Source organism: Niastella sp. (assembly GCF_045805085.1).
Classification (GTDB): domain Bacteria; phylum Bacteroidota; class Bacteroidia; order Chitinophagales; family Chitinophagaceae; genus Niastella.
Window position 1 is genome coordinate 1 of the sequence record NZ_JBJMLX010000493.1, and the last position, 16,971, is coordinate 16,971.

Here is a 16,971-nt window from a genome sequence, read left to right on the forward strand (position 1 = left end):
ACAACAACAGCAGCAATATGCTGGTGTGAAAAAGGCTATTTTGTAAAAAGCCGATGAAGTAATTGAATGGTTGGCAGCTAAGATTACTCGTTGTTTCATGGTAGTATAAGGTTTTAAGATGGCACGCTGTTAACGTCCTGTTTTACCATTATTTATATTTTTGAAGTACCACATTTATTGCTGGTTAGTTCTTATTGATATCTCATCCTCTGATATTAGCCTTCGTTTGCTTTCAATTAATAAACTGTCAGTAAGGCGCCACTGGTTCCCAGATTACGAGCATGTGTTATCATAAGCTTTATAGGAATATTTTCAGCCTACGTAACAAGAAATAGTTGTAACAGAATCATTTAAGCTGAAAACCGGTTCCAATTATGGCCTTCATTACCCTTGTTTCAAATTCAATAGCAATTTAGGAATATCCTACTAAACATATAGGATATATTGCTATCCTTAAAATATTTGAAATGCTTATGATCTTTATTTTTTCTCAAGTAATTTCATTCGGAGCCACTCATCAGGCCCCATTTTAAATACTTTTTTAAAGCCTCGAGTAAAATTATTATGATATTTCGAATAGCCGCATTCAATAGCCACTTCTTTTACCTGCACCCCTGATAACAGCATATGAGATGCGGTATTCATTATTTTTTTCAACTGATAATGCTTGATTGTGTCACCAGTGAGATCCTTGAAGGCCGGTAGCACTTTATGGCGCTCAACCTTGAATTTCGCAGCAAGATCCGAAGGCGTGTCTTTACTGAGTGGGTTGGCATCAATGTATTCTTTTATAGCAATTGCAGCATTGTAGATTGTTAATTGTTCACTGATCATGACAGGTAAGGTTTACTGTTATAAATAATGCTTTCGCTGAATAAACTGCAGCTTACACTATATATACCTTTTGCTAGAAAATGGAGAAAGCAAACATTCAGTAAACATTCAGATGAGATAGGTGATTAAAATTAAGCCAGTTTTTGAACACTGCACTATCCTATTATGGAAACAAAATTTCGGCTTTAACCTTTATTGGGTATGCAATTTTTATTTGCAAGTCGAAAACCAATCAGCTTCCCAGGTCATTTCCTGCACAAAATTGCTGAGCCGTTACCATCTTTCTTGATGAGATTTACATCCCTTTCGCAGATAATTACAGGTGCCCTTTTTATTCGACAGGTTAAAAAGTAATATCTGTTAGGTGTTAATGTTGAATCTGTTTCAGTGTATGCGTAAGAAGTTTACATTTATTACTTCGGTGAAAAACTTTTTCAAAAACCAAGGGCATCGGAACTCACTCAAGTAGACTTCGGGAGAATGCTGGTTTGCCCCAGGAAAGTCTTGCCAATCATGCAGCGTTGTCAAAGAAGACCGTACAACGTATTGAAAAATAGCGACGTTTGTAGTGTCAAGTTTATGAGCAGGCGTTAAGTCGTTGTTCTCCTGCCACCAAGTTTTTTTAAAACCTGGGCGATTGTGTGGGCAACTGATTGTAATAGTTGTGAATATGCGAACCTAAGTATTTTAAAGAATAACTAACTTAAGATATTGATTCTAAGCGGATTTTATCAGTTTTATAAAAATAAGTAAATCGATCAGGGGTTCGCCTGTACTCCCCCCACCTCCACCGGACGGCAGTGAAAATAAGGTTTCGCTGCCGTTTTTTATTTTAGTGATAGCGCCGTCGTGAAAAACGCCTGAACGATCGGGTTATCAGAATTGGTTCGAACTTTTCCGTCTTTAAAATGAAACTTCTCCGTAAAGGTCGAACCAAGGAACTGAAACTTCTCTTCCGGCGTAGCGAAATCAACCAGCACATTAAGATGACGCAAAAAGAAAAAGCCGTATTCAATCATTTTATCTTTTCAGGGTCTTTTTGTTCAAAGCTGGCTATTTGCCTGGCCAACCTTTCGATCTCCGGTTCAATTCTACCTTTAATATTTCTGTAATCACCTGTATCAATTCTGCCATCTAACATTAATAGCTGTGCATTTTCTAATCTTTTTTGATAGACTTCCAGTTCCTGCTTTAGTTTTTTAAACTCAGTTGCCTTGTCGTGCCCATCAGTTTTGTTTGCATTTTTCAATATCAATTCCATTGATTTGAATAGTTTCTCATTATTCGAAATAGCTGTAAGCTGTCCGCCTTTTACAGAGGACGAGGTAACCACCTTTACAAAAATCCAGGTGCCCAATTCAAGCCCGCAAAGGTGTTGCGTGCCAGATAAAAGGATTGGTTTTTGCAGATGCGCTTATTTCACCGATTATTTTCAGACTTCTGTTCATTTCCTGGTTGGTTACCTGCGTGAATAACATGCCATTTTGAGTTGGCTCCTGGTGTCGAAAAAAAATAATTTCCTTCGTTTTTGCATTAATCCCTTACACAGCAATGTACGCATTTAGGTTAAAAATGCACGCTTTTAGTCAATTTCGACGCAGTTACAAAGTCCGGCTTTTATCGATAGAAAACCGAAGTATGTTTGCATACCATTTATTATTAAACGTAAAAAGCTTTTGGGACAAAGCAGCCCTGTAGGCCGATACACACAATAGAATTTCGAAGAGGATGGGACGGGATTGTATCTGACTTGTAATATACTTTTCAGGTACATCTACATCAATTCTTTTTTTATATTTAAGCCATTAATTTTATGAGAATTATTACCTATGCATGCATGTTATGCTGCATACTCTTTCAATTGCCGTTATTTGCACAAAGCATTTCAGGTCCTTCTGTTGTTTGTCCCAATGTACCCGTTCGTTTCACTTTTAAGCCGACATCGACGGCAGACTGTAGTTTTACATTCCAGGGCGTTACAGGGCCTGATAATGTATACGTTGCCGCACAAAGCGGAAACACTATCGACTACGTATTTCCGGCACATAAGGTTGCCGCAGTTTATCGCCTTAGTGTTGGGTATGCATGTGGAAGTGTTGCAGATGTGGCGGCGATGAATGTAACAGTAAATACTGTTGGATACGGCACCGGTACAACCAGAGATGTACCCTGTGTTTCAAGAGGAAATCAGACTTTCTTCTTTGATATGGGTGCGATGGAGGGCACGCCTACCTGGAGTAATAATGCGGGATGGCCAATAGCCGGTGGTCCTTCCACAACACAGGGTAAAGAGACCTCGATTACCTATAATATTAATAATTCGATTGCCGGTGTAGTATCGGTAGTTGTGAATAATACGCTGTGTCCAGGTTCTCAGGCTAACTCAGAAACATATACAATAACCCGGTCGTTAAGTACATTGGCTGCACCCGTATTTACAGCTAAACCGCTAAACATCTGTACCAATTCAACAGCTGTTTTTGCGGTAAGTCCGGTTGATAATGCTACCAGTTACGTATGGACGGCCAGTAATGCCGGCGTGCTTATTAATGGCCAGGCTTCGCCTTTGACTGTCAGCGCTGCAAATGGAGGTAACAGCGTTACTTTATCGGCAGGAGCCACTACCAGTACAGGAGGAATGGTAACAGTAACAGCGCAAACCGATTGTGGTCAAACGCCTGCCGCTTCCGCTGGATTGACGGTAGGTCCAGTGGGGATAGTGATTAGCGGCCCTGCTAACGTTATATCAAAGCCAGTTTCGTTTGTAGCTAATCCTGCAATAACAGGCGCTACCTATACCTGGTATCCTGGTGGTACTATTATTTCGGGTGCTGGTACTAACAGTATATTCGTGCAATTCTATATCGATGAGGTTGCGTATACCACCCAGGTAGCGGTGGATGTAAGTGGTAGTACGGCCACTTGTGGTACTAAAATACACGCCACCAAAACGGTCAATGTTAAAGGACATACGCTTTTTGCGGTTTCACCGAGCCCTGCCAGTAATATTCTCAATGTCAGTGTTCCTTCGGTAATAAGTGAAATGGCCGCGAAAACAAGTAAATCAACAGAGATCAGTGAAATTATGATCATTGACAAACTCAATAACATTAAGAAGATAATCAAATTCCCCGCTGGTACAAAGAATACGACTATCAACGTTAGTAATCTGCCGGCGGACATGTACATACTCCGCATTCGTAATATAGATGAATGGAGTAGTCAGCCAATAATTGTAGGAGGTCATTAAATAGGGTAGGAAGTTAATAATCACATGCCCCACTCAGTTGAATATGCTGAGCTAATTGATAGCAGAAACACAATCTAGCTACTTATGTGTTTTCTGGTCCCTCTTAACCTGTTACAATATGAGATCATTAAAATCAATTTTTATTCATTAAACATTATTGTATGCAAATGCAAGAAAGAAAAACCGCCCTAAAAGAGATCCGCACCATTGGTAGCTTGATTTCGCTCGAAACGGCAAAGGAAATGATCGAGGCCTGGCAAAACCAAGAGCCGGAAGCCGTTAAATCGTTCCTATATGGCCGAAAGGTATTTGAACAATTACTCCAGGTGCCTGGCTGTGTGGCCATCCGGGTTTTTAACGGGTTGGATGATAATAGCCAGCAGGCGTTAGTATTTGTTCCTGTTGGTGAAAAAAATCAGAACATCCTGAATTACTCCATCACCACACCCGAAGGTATTGTGGTTAGAGAAGCGCCAATTGCAGATGGCGGATTGCCATGTCCTACCTATTGTCCTGCCCCGGCTACTGACATTGAATCACCCAGTTGGGAAACGTATATTGTCGCAAAAAAAAATGGCGTCCCCACCAAAATAGCTGACGTGGGCGAATTAATTTCACGTAAAAAAGCCACGGAATTGGTAGAAAACTGGCAAGGCAAAGAGCCAGAAGCCGTAAGATCAATTTTATATGGCAGGGAAATATTCGACCAGTTGCTGGCAGTTCCTGGTTGTGAAGGAATTCGTGTGTTTAATGCATATACTGATAATAACACGCAGACTTTTGTTTTTGTGGCCGTGGATGCCCGTAACAACAACATCAGGGAGTACAAAAGGGGCGATGATGAAATCGTTAAAGCACCTATTGCTGATGGCGGATTACCATGTCCCTCAAATTGTCCTAATCTTGATTCAGATATGCCGGCACCAGGCTGGGAAGAATATATTACAATGGGTTAAGTTTATTATGGATTGAAAATAAAAAAGCGGACTGTCAAAAATGATATGCCCCAAAAAAAGCAGGTGGTGGGCTTAAATGCATCACCTGCTTTTGCTAATTCTCGTAATGATTTAGATGCTGCCCGCATTTCTTCTGCGAATAACTGAGGTTGTTCCACCGTAATCCAATTCTGAGGTTCTGCCGTTCGGTTTTGATGATCTCTCCTAAGGATATAATGGCTTAACAACTCGAATGCCGTATCCCTCATTCAATTTACTCCTGTGCCCCATTCATTTAATGACGCCATCAATCTGATTATAACTACCACTCATTCATTTATTGCTCCTCCAGCCAGGTGATACCCTGGTCCGGATTGCGGAAAGCCTCCGCATTTCGATTTCTCGCCTCCGCAGTTCAAACCGGGCCTTCCTCATTCGGGTTTGAAGGCCCATCATTCAATTCCAGACTCCAACAATTTGTTTTCAGATGACCACCTGCTTGCTTTTTCATAACAAAAGTTGGCTGGTAGCTTCCGCGAATCGGTTTGTAGCTACAACAAATCAGTTGGCAGCTTCCGCGAATCGTGTGAGTGCTATAACAAATCACTTGGATGCCTCAGCGAATCGGGTGAGGGCTTTCGCAAATCGGATGAGGGCTATTACCGATTCGTTTTTGATATTGATCTGTTTGCTTTGACCACAGAGCAATTCGATTTTGTATGAGACCAATTCGTTTTCACTTTCCAATGTCCTGGTTATGTCATCTGACATGCCAGAGTTGTCAAAAAACATGCTTGTTATTTCATTCAACATGCCGGAGTTGTCATTTAACATGCCGGAGTTATCATTTAACGTGTCGGAGTTGTCAAAAAACAAGCAGCAGTTGTCAAATAACATTCCTGTGAAGCTATAGCACAATATTCACCCGCGGACTTCACAAAGATGATAGCCGACCAACGTACAGCTTAGGATATTTTTTTGAAAGTGCTATCTAATTTGATCGCTTCTTTTAAAAGTTTTTTTATTGGCTTATCATCAATCTCTTCTGGCGTGTGGTAGATTTTATAAAAAATTTGCTTGTTAGTTCCATGAGACAAAAAGCGATCGTAATCATTTAATTTATACCCATACCAAAAACCTAATAGAACCCCTTTTTTTATACCTCCTCTCGGAACGGTTGATGGCCAAATAATACATATGCCTTTGTTGCCATAAAAAAATGGAACATTGTATGATATTTTCTCTTTGCAATAGCCAGGGAGAGTTTCAATAATTATCTGTCGCAAAACATCTGTAATTATTTTTTCGTCTTCAGGAAGAATAGCAAACAGATCAACAAGGTTTCTAATTTTCATCGAGCTATATTTTTAGAGGCTCATGGTAAAACGGTTCTAACCAGCGTTAAAACCTTTAGCTTAGATCCAACTGTTAAAAAAAATCGAAAGTTAGCCAATTGTCAAAATAAGATCAGGCTTGCTTCTTAAACGTCACATTGAAGATAAGGTTTTGGAATACAATCCTTACCAGGAGATTGTCGATATTTATCTATCAATTGTATTTCAACATTCATACGCTTAAATAATTCATTTAATTGGTTCGACAATCTGCCGGCGGACTCCACGAAATTGTAAAAAAGCCGCTCCTGTAGCGGGTTTTGTGTTTAATGCAATCAAATTGTTCTTTCGAAGATTCTTTATGCCCTTAGAATGAACTGTTTACTGGTTCGAATCCGCTAGAAATAATTATTTAACTGAAGAACTAATCAACGGCAGCACTACCTTTTAATGTGCGATAAGTTCCGGACAGTAAGCCTTGTTTATCAAGGGTTTTCATATATCTATGGATAATCAATCCCTGATTTTTGTAGAATAGGACGTTTGGAAAAAATACCAAGAATTGGTATTTTTATGGAAAATAAATAATATGGGACGTAATACTTCCATTCTGCTGGGTGAACATTTTGAAGAGTTCATTAATAACGAAGTATCTTCCGGTCGTTATAGCTCCGCCAGTGAAGTAGTCAGAACAGCTTTAAGGCTTCTTGAATCAGAAGAATCTAAAAAGAAACAGCTTAATAAGGCCCTTGCCACGGGAGAAACAAGTGGATTCGAAAAGAACTTCGATCCAAAAGCTCATTTAAAAAAACTGCATAATAAAATCAAATGAAATCGCTGCCTTATGTCATTAGTAAAAAGGCAGTTTCTGACCTTGAAGAAATATGGGCTTATACTGTTGAAAAGTGGTCTATTGATCAGGCAGATCGGTACTATTCATTGATTTTTGATGAAATAAATTTCATTTGCAGGAATGTAGATGCAGGTAAATCTATGAGTCATGTGCGAAAAGGGTACTGGGCATCAAAAGTCAAATCTCATTTAATATTTTACCGGGTCGTTAATGATGTTGTTGAAATTATTAGAATTCTACATGAACGAATGGATATTGACAATCGGCTGGTGACTGTGCAGATCCGCTAAGGCGTCTTTTAGTGTGAAGTTTACATAACCCCAAAAGAAATCTTTAAATGAAGTATACCTTCCCGGCATACTTACTAACTCCATTATCGAATAAAAGAAGAATCTGAAATATATCTTGCTCCAGATCAATTCCACGGCTTTTATGTATGTATTTCCACATTGGTTTAGTAGTGCGTACCTGCCATCAAATACCTCGGAAACGGTGAGTACTATTAAGAATGATGCTGGTTAATTGGTCTGGTCCAGAAAGCATTCAGCCAATTTCTCTTCTATTTTATTTTTTAGGTCCACGTCGTTGATTTTTTGAGTTCGAAAACTGAGCGATTCTATTTTTCTGTTCCTGTTCTATTTGTGCAATCTTTTCCTCCCCCAATGCTTCTAAGAGAAGATCATCTATAGATTTGTTCTTGGAATTTGATAATAATTCCTGGTGCTTATGTTCGGTGTCTTTTAGGATGTTAATGACAACTTGTTTGTCTTTTTGATCTATGCCATTATACATCAACAGAGTGGGTCTGTATAAAAGCTGATATAATTTAAATAGGATTTTTTCACCTGCATTTGTTATGCTAACAAGTTTTGCTCTCTTATCATCCGGATCATTTTTCTCTGCTATATATCCTAGCTTTTTCAATTTATTAAGCGTATCAATACCGGTGGTTTGCTCTGTGAAATTGTATTGTATAATCTGCGTTTTCTGTACTTCTTTTAAATGGTAGATGGAGTTTAGAAAATAGAACCATTCTAATTCAAATCCAGGTATATCCTGCAATGCCATTTTTGAATAAACCGTTTGCATACCCGCAAGCCTTCCTATCAGCTTTGCAAATACGGTATCCAGATCAGGGGGAGTCAGTCCACTGAATAATTGACTATTATTTTCTTTTGCCAAAAAATACATACAAAATTCCATTGCGGATACTGTTATGTTCTTCTGAGCATATTCTTCCCAGGCACAAATTAGCTTTACAAGTTCACTCATAATATATCGAATTCGATATAAATGTAATGAAAAATGAATAAAATGTTGGGGGAATGACTTTTTGAATACATTTACATCGAAAAAGTTATTTTAATAATGAAAATATGACGAATGCGATGAAATGTTATTAAATGATTAATATCTCCTTTTGAATAAGATTCTTTCAATTAATGTAAAACACAAATGGATAATATAACAGCAAGTTACCTTTGGAGAGCCGAGTTATGGCTTTATATCACAACACTTATCTATTTTCTTATGAACGGGGCGCAAATTTTTGAAACCCTTGTATTCGTCCCTAAATGGATAGATTCCCCACCTGTTAATTTCAAGCTATTATTGGAAGGACGTGGAGCAAGTTTGAAAAATTTTTGGATAATTTTTCATTCATTACATGAGATTACTTTCATACTTGCGATCATATTTTGTTGGCGAATTGACTTTGCCAGAAACTGGTTGCTGATTTTGTTCGCCATTCACTTTGGAGTGAGAGTTTGGACCCTTGCCTTTTTTGCACCAAACATTATAAATTTCCAGAAAATAGTTGAATCACATTCCTCGGTAAAAGACTTAGTCAATAAAACGTCTCTTTGGCAAACACTCAACTACATTCGTGTAGCAATTTTTATCGCAGTTGCAATTGGACTTATTCCTTTATGTTTTAAATTATCAAATTTTCGCCTTTAAAATTATAACTGTTATGAAGGTTTAAGCTGTTGTGACCCGAAAAAAACCATTTTTATCATATCCGATTAACGAACAATAAGTCGTTTATCTAATTTCATTTGCTTTAGCTAATCAACTACAATCTGGAATGAGTTAGGTGTTGTGCGTTGTCAATATCCACTATCAATACCTTTCATCCTCCATCCTTTTATCAAAAGCCATAGCATAAAGATAATCTCACCATAGAAGGTAAAAGAAGCAAAGTCAATATTAGTGTTTGGAAATAAAAAGGGCTTGAAAGTGGTAAGAGAATATCCTATTCCTGTAATAATTAATAATACCCCTAATAGTTTAGGCACATAGGAAGACTTTATCACTAAAATTCCAAGAAGAACGAGATGCAAGCTAAAAAATACTAACCCGAAGTACCATTGCGATTTAAAGGCATTCACATAATGAGCAATCTGCAAATCTTTGTCGTGACCATCAAAATCGAAAACTGTAGACCCATACACAATCCGATAGACGCTAACAAGATTTAACAAAGCGACAAGCGCAATGATTGAGTAAACAATCCTAAACAAAGCGGTCAATAGAGAGACGTCTCGATTTACTGGTTTTAAGTACACGTATAATGACCAGGAAACAACAATATCTAAAATAAATGTAAGCAGATAGCCAAGAATGACGAGGTTGAATAATCCCCGGTTATTTGAAAGGTGGATAATAGTATCGCTTAAACTTCCACGGTTAACAAGTTTTGGATATGCATACATTTCCGCAATAGGAGCCGCAATAACCATTAGTAGTAAACATGATCCAGATATCAGGGCAGCAGTTTTTAGTGAAATCAGGTTTGCGTGATTTTTTGTCATAAGCACTATTTTCAATTGTTGGTTTTGAATTAGTCCCTGTCGGGAGCCAAAGCTCAGCCCATGCACAAGTTAAATACAAATAACTAAGTGAACATTGGGCTTAAAGTTTAAAATGAGCGAATCCCGGTACTCATTATCTTTGTAACAACTTTGGCAAAAAACATGACATACGAAGAACTGTTAAAAAAGCATCCTGGCTCCCTGGTGGAGAAGATCGTGACAGAAGTATTGAGTAAAGATACCGTAGATGTTTACTTTGAGGATGAGGGAGAAGAACAGTGGGCTGTAATAAAAGTGCATGTTTATGAAGAGGACAAGGAGATGGCACTCCGGTTTCTATCTGATAACAGATGGGTATTGCAGTTCGGATACTATGATGACGAAGATGAATTCATTGAGCTGCTACAACAGCTTACTCAGACGGAAATCGACCTGATTCCCAAAGGGCTTCAAAAGGTTATGCAAAAAGTCGTGTCGGGTGAAGAAGGCTTACGGCTTCCGGGAAATTTTTTGTCTAGATAAATACGAGAAGAAGGGGTATAAATCCAGAAATTTACTAATTGGTTCACCAATTGCGGGGATTTTATATATTTACCCAACGTTTGCCATGTGACCAATGCCCCAGCGCAGCTACAATATTAGTGATTCCGAACTCTTGCCTTTGCTATCAAAAGGTGATGAAAAAGCCTTTACCGAGATCTATAACCGTTATTGGGAGAAGTTGTTGTTTTTAGGCAGTATAAAACTGCGCAGCCTTGCCGTTGCGGAGGAATTGGTGCAGGATATTTTTTTAGACCTTTGGAACCGGCGGGCAGAGTTGAACATAACCGGCAGTCTCGAAAGCTACCTGGCCGTTAGCATGAAATATAAAGTCATTAACGCACAAGTTAGGCTAATGCGAACGGAAAAGCATTTAAAAGAAGCCGGGTTAACCGCCAATCTACAGCGTAACACAACGGAAGAATGGGTGCAGTTCCAGGAACTGCGGCAGCGACTCTCAGCGTTGGTATCGAAACTTCCGGAACGATGCCGCATCACCTATGAGCTAAAGAATGAAACAGGACTTTCACAGAAGCAAATTGCCGATCGGTTGAATATTTCAGAAAAAGCGGTTGAAGCAAACCTGGCAAGAGCCATGAAGGCATTGCGTTCGGCCATCAATCAATTGTTTTCCCTTTTGTTTTCTATTTTTCTTTGATCTGGCCGGAGTTGCTGGCAGTCTCCGTAAATATATTTTGCAATGGATATAGGGTTTTGTATCTCCTGGTTGACTTTTTTATAAGTAAGACGTTATGGCTGCAGCGAACAATTCAAATGACCGATATGCAATACTGGCTGAAAAATGGCTGAATGGAACCATCACACCCGGGGAAGAGCAGGAGTATGCCGATTGGTACAACAGCTTGTCTGCAGACGATAAAGTGGAAGTGCCTTTTGAATGGGCGGCTGACCGGGAGGAACACCGGAAAAAATTGCTGGCGCTCATCATGGAAAAGCGGGGCAGGATTGTTCCGCTTCGAACAAAAGTTTTGCGCGGTGTAGCGGCAGCGGCGGCTATATTGATCGTGGTGCTGGGAGCCTACAAGTTGGTGCAAAACAAACCTGTCCCCAATCCGGTTGCTGCAACACCTGTAAAAACGCCTGTAAACGACATCCAACCGGGCTCGAATGGGGCGATGCTTACGCTTGCCAACGGGAATGTGATTGTACTGGATACGGCTAAAAACGGACGGTTGTTGAATGATGCCGGAAACAACGTCATGAAAATAAACGGAACCATAAGTTTTGCCCATGCGGCAAACTGGGCACCCGGTACTATTGGCTACAATACACTCTCAACACCGAGAGCGCGGCAACAGCAATTGATACTCTCCGATGGAACAGTCATTTGGATGAATGCAGAAAGTTCAGTGAAATTTCCTACCGCTTTTAATGGCAGAACCCGGGAAATTGACGTAACCGGAGAAGTATACTGCGAAGTGGCGAAAGATGCGTCAAAACCTTTTATCGTTCACGTGAACGATGCCGCCGTTCAGGTTTTGGGAACGCACTTCAACATCATGGCCTATACGAATGAACCCAGTTTACAGACGACTTTACTCGAAGGCTCGGTGAAATTTATAAAAGGCCGTAATGAACTTTTATTGAAACCGGGTCAGCAAAGCCAGTTATTTCCCGGCGACCGGCTGAAATTCATACCTGATGCCGATACCGAATCTGCAACGGCCTGGAAAAACGGCAGGCAGGTTTTTAATGGCGCCGATATCGAGACATTGATGCGAAGCCTTGAACGATGGTACGACATAACCGTTGAGTATAAAGGACCGATGCCCCACCGAACGTTCACCGGAGATATTCCGCGAACGGCAAACCTCTCAGAGATTGTAACGCTGCTGGAGGTGAACAAAATAAAAGCAACGCTGAACGCTGCGAACAAACGGCTTGTCCTCGAACCTTGAGGAAAGCAGCTCCTTATGCAACAACGCAACGAAAGCCCGCGGCGTGAATGCCTGGGATGAAACTCCTCCCAAAAAAATTATCCCCTTGTGTAGGGATCAGGCTTTGTTGAATGACTATATAATGAAGCCGGTCGCTCATGATAGTTACCGTTCTCACCTTTTTACTTTTAAAAACTGCTTGATGAAATTGATTGTTTGCCAAATACCTCTCCCGGGTAGCCGATCTGACTGTGGGAAAAAAAGCGGCCATTTACCGTATAACAACATCCCTGTTTTTTTGACACTGCTTGTGTTAGGGCTGTTCGCCAACCTGCACGGCCTTGCGCAACAGGCACAACCTATCACTATAAGGGAAAGCAATGCCTAGTTGAAAAAAGTGCTGGACAATATTAAGAAGCAAAGCGGTTATACTGTCTTTTACTCAGACAGCTTACTGCAGATAAGCAAACCTGTAACCGTTTCCATTAGCAACGCTTCGCTGGAACAAGTGTTGGATGTAATTTTTCAAAACCAGCCGCTCACCTATGAGATCATTGGAAACAAGATCATAACGATAAAAGAAAGATCAACCCCCAAAGCCAGTATGTCGCCTACAAACAACGTCAGCGTTTTGCCGGTCGCCATCTCAGGAACCGTAAAAAACGAGACGGGTGATCCACTTGCAGGTGTAACGATCGGGGTAAAAGATGGTGAAGGCGCTTCGGTTGTAAACAATAAGGGTGAGTTTGCGATAACAGTGCGTCCGGGCGCCACGCTTGTCTTCAGTTTTGTAGGCTATCAATCCCAGGAAATCGTCGTTGACGAAAGAAGGCAGTTCAACGTAAGCCTTAAACCCCTGGATGCCTCGTTAAATGCGGTTGTGGTAGTGGGTTACGGTGCGCAAAAGCGAAAAGACATTACCGGTGCGGTGTCATCCCTTAGCGAAAAAACGTTGCGGGAAGTTCCGGTTACCAACACGCAGCAACTGTTGCAGGGAAGGGTAGCAGGAGTATACGTTACGCAGACATCTAACCGCCCGGGTGCACAACCCACCATACGGATCCGGGGCACGCGGTCCATCAACTCCGGAAACGATCCGCTGTACGTCATTGATGGCACACCGGTTGAAAATGGCCTGTCCGACATCAATCCCAACGATATCGAATCAATGGACATTTTAAAGGATGCTTCCGCAACTGCTATCTATGGTGCAAGAGGGGCGAACGGCGTTGTCATCATCACAACGAAAAGAGGCCGTGAAGGACGGGTGAATGTTAGCTACAACGCCTACCTGGGTGTAACTAAAGTAACGCGACAGGCCGATGTAATGGATGCGCAGCAGTATATTGCTTTACGACGCGAGGCCAACCGGCTGGCTGACGGAACCATTCCACCCGACCCGAATATTTTTTCCCAACAGGAACTCGAAAGAATAGCCGCCGGTAACAATACCAATTGGACAAAACTGGTCGTGCAGGACGGCCTCACCCAAAACCATGATGTAAGCATCCGTGGCGGCAGCAACGGAACGCGCTACAATCTTACGCTGGGGCTTTATGACGATAAAGGTTATTTCAAAACGCAGAACTACACCCGCTATAATATGCGGGTGAATCTTGACCAGGCGGTGAGCAAACGGATAAAAGCCGGTATTTCAATGTTGAGCAGCTACAGCATCACCGATGGGCAAAACAGTGGATCTTACTACTACGCAACCACTGAAGCGCCGCTCGGAAATCCGTACAGATCCGACGGCACCTTAGACCCACAACCCAATTTCCCCGACGGCCTGATGTGGAACGTACTGACCAACTATGAACCCGGCGCCGTGGTGGACAAAGAAAAGCGCTTACGATTATTGGGTACATTGTATGGCGAAGCGGAGATTGCCAGTGGGCTTAAGTACCGCTTAAATTTTGGGCCCGATCTTACAAATTCCCGTTACGGGCGTTTTAACGGGGCGCTTACCACGGCCAATAGGGGCGCTACGGCCACGGCCTCTAATAGTGAAAATTTCCTCACCTCGTGGACATGGGAAAATCTGATAACCTACGATAAACTGATTGCCAAAAAACACAAAGTAAACTTTACCGGGCTGTACAGCGTTCAGGAACAAACGACAGAGGCCAGCAACGTGGGCGTTCGCGACTTGCCGGTTGAGTCGGTGCAATTGTACAACCTGGGTCTGGGCGTAAACAATGCTTACGGTAGCAGCTATGCTAAATGGAGTCTTGAATCTTACATGGCAAGGATCAATTATGGCTTTGACGGACGCTTTCTGCTCACACTCACCGGCCGTGCAGACGGCTCCTCGCGTTTTGCGCCCGGACACAAATGGGGCTTCTTTCCTTCCGGAGCGTTTGCCTGGAATATCGGCGATGAAAAATTCCTGAATAGCTTCCATTCTTTGAACAATTTAAAATTGCGGTTGAGCTATGGGCAGGTAGGCAATACGAGTATTAATCCTTATCAAACACAAGGCATTTTAACTACCACCGTGTATGATTTTAACGGTACACGTGCACCCGGACGTTTGCCCGGCAGCATTGTGAATCCTGACTTGCGATGGGAACGTACCGCTAAAGCAAACATCGGTATTGATTTTGGGTTTTTCCAAAATCGTATTGCGGGTTCAGTGGAAGTTTACAACGAGAAAACAACAGACCTGCTGCTCGGATTTGCCTTGCCGGGAACAACTGGTTTCGACCAGACGCTTCGGAACGTTGGGAGTACGTTGAACAAAGGCATTGAGTTTACGCTGTCAACAAAAAACTTGGCGAGTAGCCGCAAGAGCGGCTTTGAGTGGACTACCGATGTAAACTTCGCTTACAACCATGAAGAAATACTGGAATTATCGCAGGGGAAAATAGATGATTTGGGCAACCTCCGGTTCATAGGGCAGGCATTAAACCCCATCTTCGATTACGAGAAAACCGGCATCTGGCAAACAGATGAGAAAACGGCTGCCGCCACCTTTGGACAACAGCCCGGTATGATTAAAGTAAAAGACCAAACCGATGATGGCAAAATTACACCTGATGATCGGAAGGTTCTGGGCAAAACCAGGCCACCCCTCACCGCAGGGTTGAACAACCGGTTCACATATAAGAATTTTGATCTCGGCATCTTTATGGTTGCCAGTTCCGGATACATGATTATAAGCCCGCTGCATGGCACGGGCGGCAGCAACACGCTAACGCTTGCCGGCCGCTACAATGGTTTGGATGTAGATTACTGGACGCCAACCAATCCAACCAACGCTTATCCAAAGCCGCGTTTAACGGGTAATTTATACCTGTCCACACTGCAATATTTTGATGGTTCGTTTGTCCGCATCCGAAACGTGAACGTTGGCTATACAGTTCCGGAGGATCTATTGAAAACTATTAAGATCCAGGGCGTGCGCATTTACCTAAACGTTACTAATCCCTTTATTTTCTCTTCCTACGTTCAGAAGAACAAGGGCATTGATCCTGAGATTACGGACGTTCCCGCTTATGTGAATTTTTTATTGGGCTTAAATGTGAACTTCTAATCAACGCAATCATGAAAAGAGCGATTGTATTCTCAATAATCAGTTTATCCCTCCTTCAGCTTTCGTGTAAAAAAGTGTTGAAGGAAGACGTTCGTTCGCAGATCTCAGACGACTACCTGAATACAGCCGCCGGCTGGCAGGAAGGTGTAAACGGGTGCTATAACTCATTGCGCAGCTGGTATGGACAAACCAACCCGGGTTGGCTTACCGTGCTGGGAACGGATGAATACACCTACGGCGCCAGTGAGATCGGCTTCGACACCTATAACAACGACATCAACCCTGCAAGTGCCGTCATTCTTGGTCCCTGGAATACCATGTATGCTGCCATTAACGCCTGCAACGCTGTTATTAACCGGGCGCCAAACGTTGATCTGGACGCTACATTAAAAAAGGCGAGGCTTGGCGAGACGCTTTTTTTAAGAGCGCACGCTTACTTTATCCTGGTTCAACTGTACGGGCCCGTGTATATCACGCTTCAGCAGACCTCGGGTACGTCGCGCGTTGCCACCCGTTCACCCATTGATAGTGTATACAAGGTAATCATTGATGACCTGACCGCTGCCGTGGCTAACCTGCCGCAAACCTCGCCGGATTGGGGGCGGATCACATTGCCGGCAGCCAAACATTTGCTGGCAAAAGTTTACCTGACAAGAGCCGGCGGCGCCGCTAAACAAACGGGCGATTACGCAAAAGCAGCACAATTGGCCACCGAGGTCATCAGTACCCCGGGCCCGCAGCTCTTACCGGATTTTGCATCAGTATTCGTGCAGGGCCCTGGCGAAAAAAATGCAGAGGTGTTACTCTCGGCACAATACAGCATCGACCCCCTCAACAATACCGGCGGACAACGAAGTCACATGCTTTTTTTAGCGGACTACACAACGCAAAGCGGCATGGTACGCGACCTGGCAAACGGACGGCCCTTTGCCCACTTCAGGCCCACGGAATGGATGACCTCTCTTTACAACAAAACCTA

The 16,971-nt window shown here is 42.2% G+C and carries 15 protein-coding genes; 10 read left to right on the plus strand and 5 right to left on the minus strand.

The window, feature by feature from the left end; genetic code table 11:
* Window positions 1-480 precede the first annotated feature (480 nt).
* Window positions 481-834, minus strand: a complete 354-nt coding sequence (locus ACJ751_RS25985) for a helix-turn-helix domain-containing protein (protein ID WP_407748450.1) — start codon at window positions 832-834, stop codon at window positions 481-483.
* 1,015 nt (window positions 835-1,849) lie between these two features.
* On the minus strand, window positions 1,850-2,095 hold the full coding sequence (locus ACJ751_RS25990) for a hypothetical protein (RefSeq protein WP_407748451.1): 246 nt from the start codon (window positions 2,093-2,095) through the stop codon (window positions 1,850-1,852).
* A gap of 552 nt (window positions 2,096-2,647) precedes the next feature.
* Between ACJ751_RS25990 and ACJ751_RS25995 the strand changes: the two genes are divergently transcribed.
* Both ACJ751_RS25995 and ACJ751_RS26000 read left to right on the plus strand, forming a co-directional pair.
* Entirely contained in the window at window positions 2,648-4,084 is a 1,437-nt protein-coding gene (locus tag ACJ751_RS25995; protein ID WP_407748452.1) for a hypothetical protein, read from the plus strand.
* 161 nt (window positions 4,085-4,245) lie between these two features.
* Complete coding sequence (locus ACJ751_RS26000) at window positions 4,246-5,040, plus strand: hypothetical protein (RefSeq protein WP_407748453.1); 795 nt, start codon at window positions 4,246-4,248, stop codon at window positions 5,038-5,040.
* A 944-nt stretch (window positions 5,041-5,984) separates the two neighbouring features.
* Here ACJ751_RS26000 and ACJ751_RS26005 read toward each other — a convergent pair.
* A complete protein-coding gene (locus ACJ751_RS26005) occupies window positions 5,985-6,374 on the minus strand; it encodes a DUF1801 domain-containing protein (protein WP_407748454.1) in 390 nt (129 codons plus the stop codon).
* A 568-nt stretch (window positions 6,375-6,942) separates the two neighbouring features.
* On the opposite strand from ACJ751_RS26005, the gene ACJ751_RS26010 reads away from it, so the two are divergent.
* Together ACJ751_RS26010 and ACJ751_RS26015 are read left to right on the plus strand one after the other, a co-directional pair.
* A complete protein-coding gene (locus ACJ751_RS26010; RefSeq protein WP_407748455.1) occupies window positions 6,943-7,185 on the plus strand; it encodes a type II toxin-antitoxin system ParD family antitoxin in 243 nt (80 codons plus the stop codon).
* Window positions 7,182-7,496: a type II toxin-antitoxin system RelE/ParE family toxin gene (locus ACJ751_RS26015; RefSeq protein WP_407748456.1), complete on the plus strand. Its 315-nt coding sequence runs from the start codon at window positions 7,182-7,184 to the stop codon at window positions 7,494-7,496. Before ACJ751_RS26010 ends, ACJ751_RS26015 begins: the two co-directional genes overlap by 4 nt.
* 274 nt (window positions 7,497-7,770) lie before the next feature.
* Here ACJ751_RS26015 and ACJ751_RS26020 read toward each other — a convergent pair whose 3' ends face one another.
* Window positions 7,771-8,478: a winged helix DNA-binding protein gene (locus ACJ751_RS26020; protein ID WP_407748457.1), complete on the minus strand. Its 708-nt coding sequence runs from the start codon at window positions 8,476-8,478 to the stop codon at window positions 7,771-7,773.
* Between the two features lie 183 nt (window positions 8,479-8,661).
* On the opposite strand from ACJ751_RS26020, the gene ACJ751_RS26025 reads away from it, so the two are divergent.
* Window positions 8,662-9,165 (plus strand): transposase, encoded by a 504-nt coding sequence (locus ACJ751_RS26025; RefSeq protein WP_407748458.1) that lies wholly within the window; start codon window positions 8,662-8,664, stop codon window positions 9,163-9,165.
* A gap of 149 nt (window positions 9,166-9,314) precedes the next feature.
* On the opposite strand, the gene ACJ751_RS26030 is transcribed toward ACJ751_RS26025, so the two are convergent.
* The gene (locus ACJ751_RS26030) at window positions 9,315-10,019 is read right to left on the minus strand and encodes a DUF4386 domain-containing protein (RefSeq protein ID WP_407748459.1); all 705 of its coding nucleotides are present in this window, start codon (window positions 10,017-10,019) and stop codon (window positions 9,315-9,317) included.
* 162 nt (window positions 10,020-10,181) lie between these two features.
* Between ACJ751_RS26030 and ACJ751_RS26035 the strand changes: the two genes are divergently transcribed.
* From ACJ751_RS26035 to ACJ751_RS26055, 5 genes are all read left to right on the plus strand, one after another.
* Window positions 10,182-10,541: a hypothetical protein gene (locus ACJ751_RS26035; protein WP_407748460.1), complete on the plus strand. Its 360-nt coding sequence runs from the start codon at window positions 10,182-10,184 to the stop codon at window positions 10,539-10,541.
* 94 nt (window positions 10,542-10,635) lie between these two features.
* Complete coding sequence (locus tag ACJ751_RS26040; RefSeq protein ID WP_407748461.1) at window positions 10,636-11,217, plus strand: RNA polymerase sigma factor; 582 nt, start codon at window positions 10,636-10,638, stop codon at window positions 11,215-11,217.
* A 94-nt stretch (window positions 11,218-11,311) separates the two neighbouring features.
* The gene (locus ACJ751_RS26045) at window positions 11,312-12,478 is read left to right on the plus strand and encodes a FecR family protein (protein WP_407748462.1); all 1,167 of its coding nucleotides are present in this window, start codon (window positions 11,312-11,314) and stop codon (window positions 12,476-12,478) included.
* Between the two features lie 376 nt (window positions 12,479-12,854).
* Window positions 12,855-15,992 (plus strand): TonB-dependent receptor, encoded by a 3,138-nt coding sequence (locus ACJ751_RS26050; protein WP_407748464.1) that lies wholly within the window; start codon window positions 12,855-12,857, stop codon window positions 15,990-15,992.
* An 11-nt stretch (window positions 15,993-16,003) separates the two neighbouring features.
* Window positions 16,004-16,971: RagB/SusD family nutrient uptake outer membrane protein (locus ACJ751_RS26055; RefSeq protein ID WP_407748463.1), on the plus strand; the 968-nt coding region annotated here is incomplete at its 3' end.

Coding starts and splice junctions, on each gene's coding strand:
- ACJ751_RS25985 (WP_407748450.1), bottom strand. CDS start 834: ATGATCAGTGAACAATTAACAATCTACAATGCTGCAATTGCTATAAAA.
- ACJ751_RS25990 (WP_407748451.1), bottom strand. CDS start 2,095: ATGGAATTGATATTGAAAAATGCAAACAAAACTGATGGGCACGACAAG.
- ACJ751_RS25995 (WP_407748452.1), top strand. CDS start 2,648: ATGAGAATTATTACCTATGCATGCATGTTATGCTGCATACTCTTTCAA.
- ACJ751_RS26000 (WP_407748453.1), top strand. CDS start 4,246: ATGCAAATGCAAGAAAGAAAAACCGCCCTAAAAGAGATCCGCACCATT.
- ACJ751_RS26005 (WP_407748454.1), bottom strand. CDS start 6,374: ATGAAAATTAGAAACCTTGTTGATCTGTTTGCTATTCTTCCTGAAGAC.
- ACJ751_RS26010 (WP_407748455.1), top strand. CDS start 6,943: ATGGGACGTAATACTTCCATTCTGCTGGGTGAACATTTTGAAGAGTTC.
- ACJ751_RS26015 (WP_407748456.1), top strand. CDS start 7,182: ATGAAATCGCTGCCTTATGTCATTAGTAAAAAGGCAGTTTCTGACCTT.
- ACJ751_RS26020 (WP_407748457.1), bottom strand. CDS start 8,478: ATGAGTGAACTTGTAAAGCTAATTTGTGCCTGGGAAGAATATGCTCAG.
- ACJ751_RS26025 (WP_407748458.1), top strand. CDS start 8,662: ATGGATAATATAACAGCAAGTTACCTTTGGAGAGCCGAGTTATGGCTT.
- ACJ751_RS26030 (WP_407748459.1), bottom strand. CDS start 10,019: ATGACAAAAAATCACGCAAACCTGATTTCACTAAAAACTGCTGCCCTG.
- ACJ751_RS26035 (WP_407748460.1), top strand. CDS start 10,182: ATGACATACGAAGAACTGTTAAAAAAGCATCCTGGCTCCCTGGTGGAG.
- ACJ751_RS26040 (WP_407748461.1), top strand. CDS start 10,636: ATGCCCCAGCGCAGCTACAATATTAGTGATTCCGAACTCTTGCCTTTG.
- ACJ751_RS26045 (WP_407748462.1), top strand. CDS start 11,312: ATGGCTGCAGCGAACAATTCAAATGACCGATATGCAATACTGGCTGAA.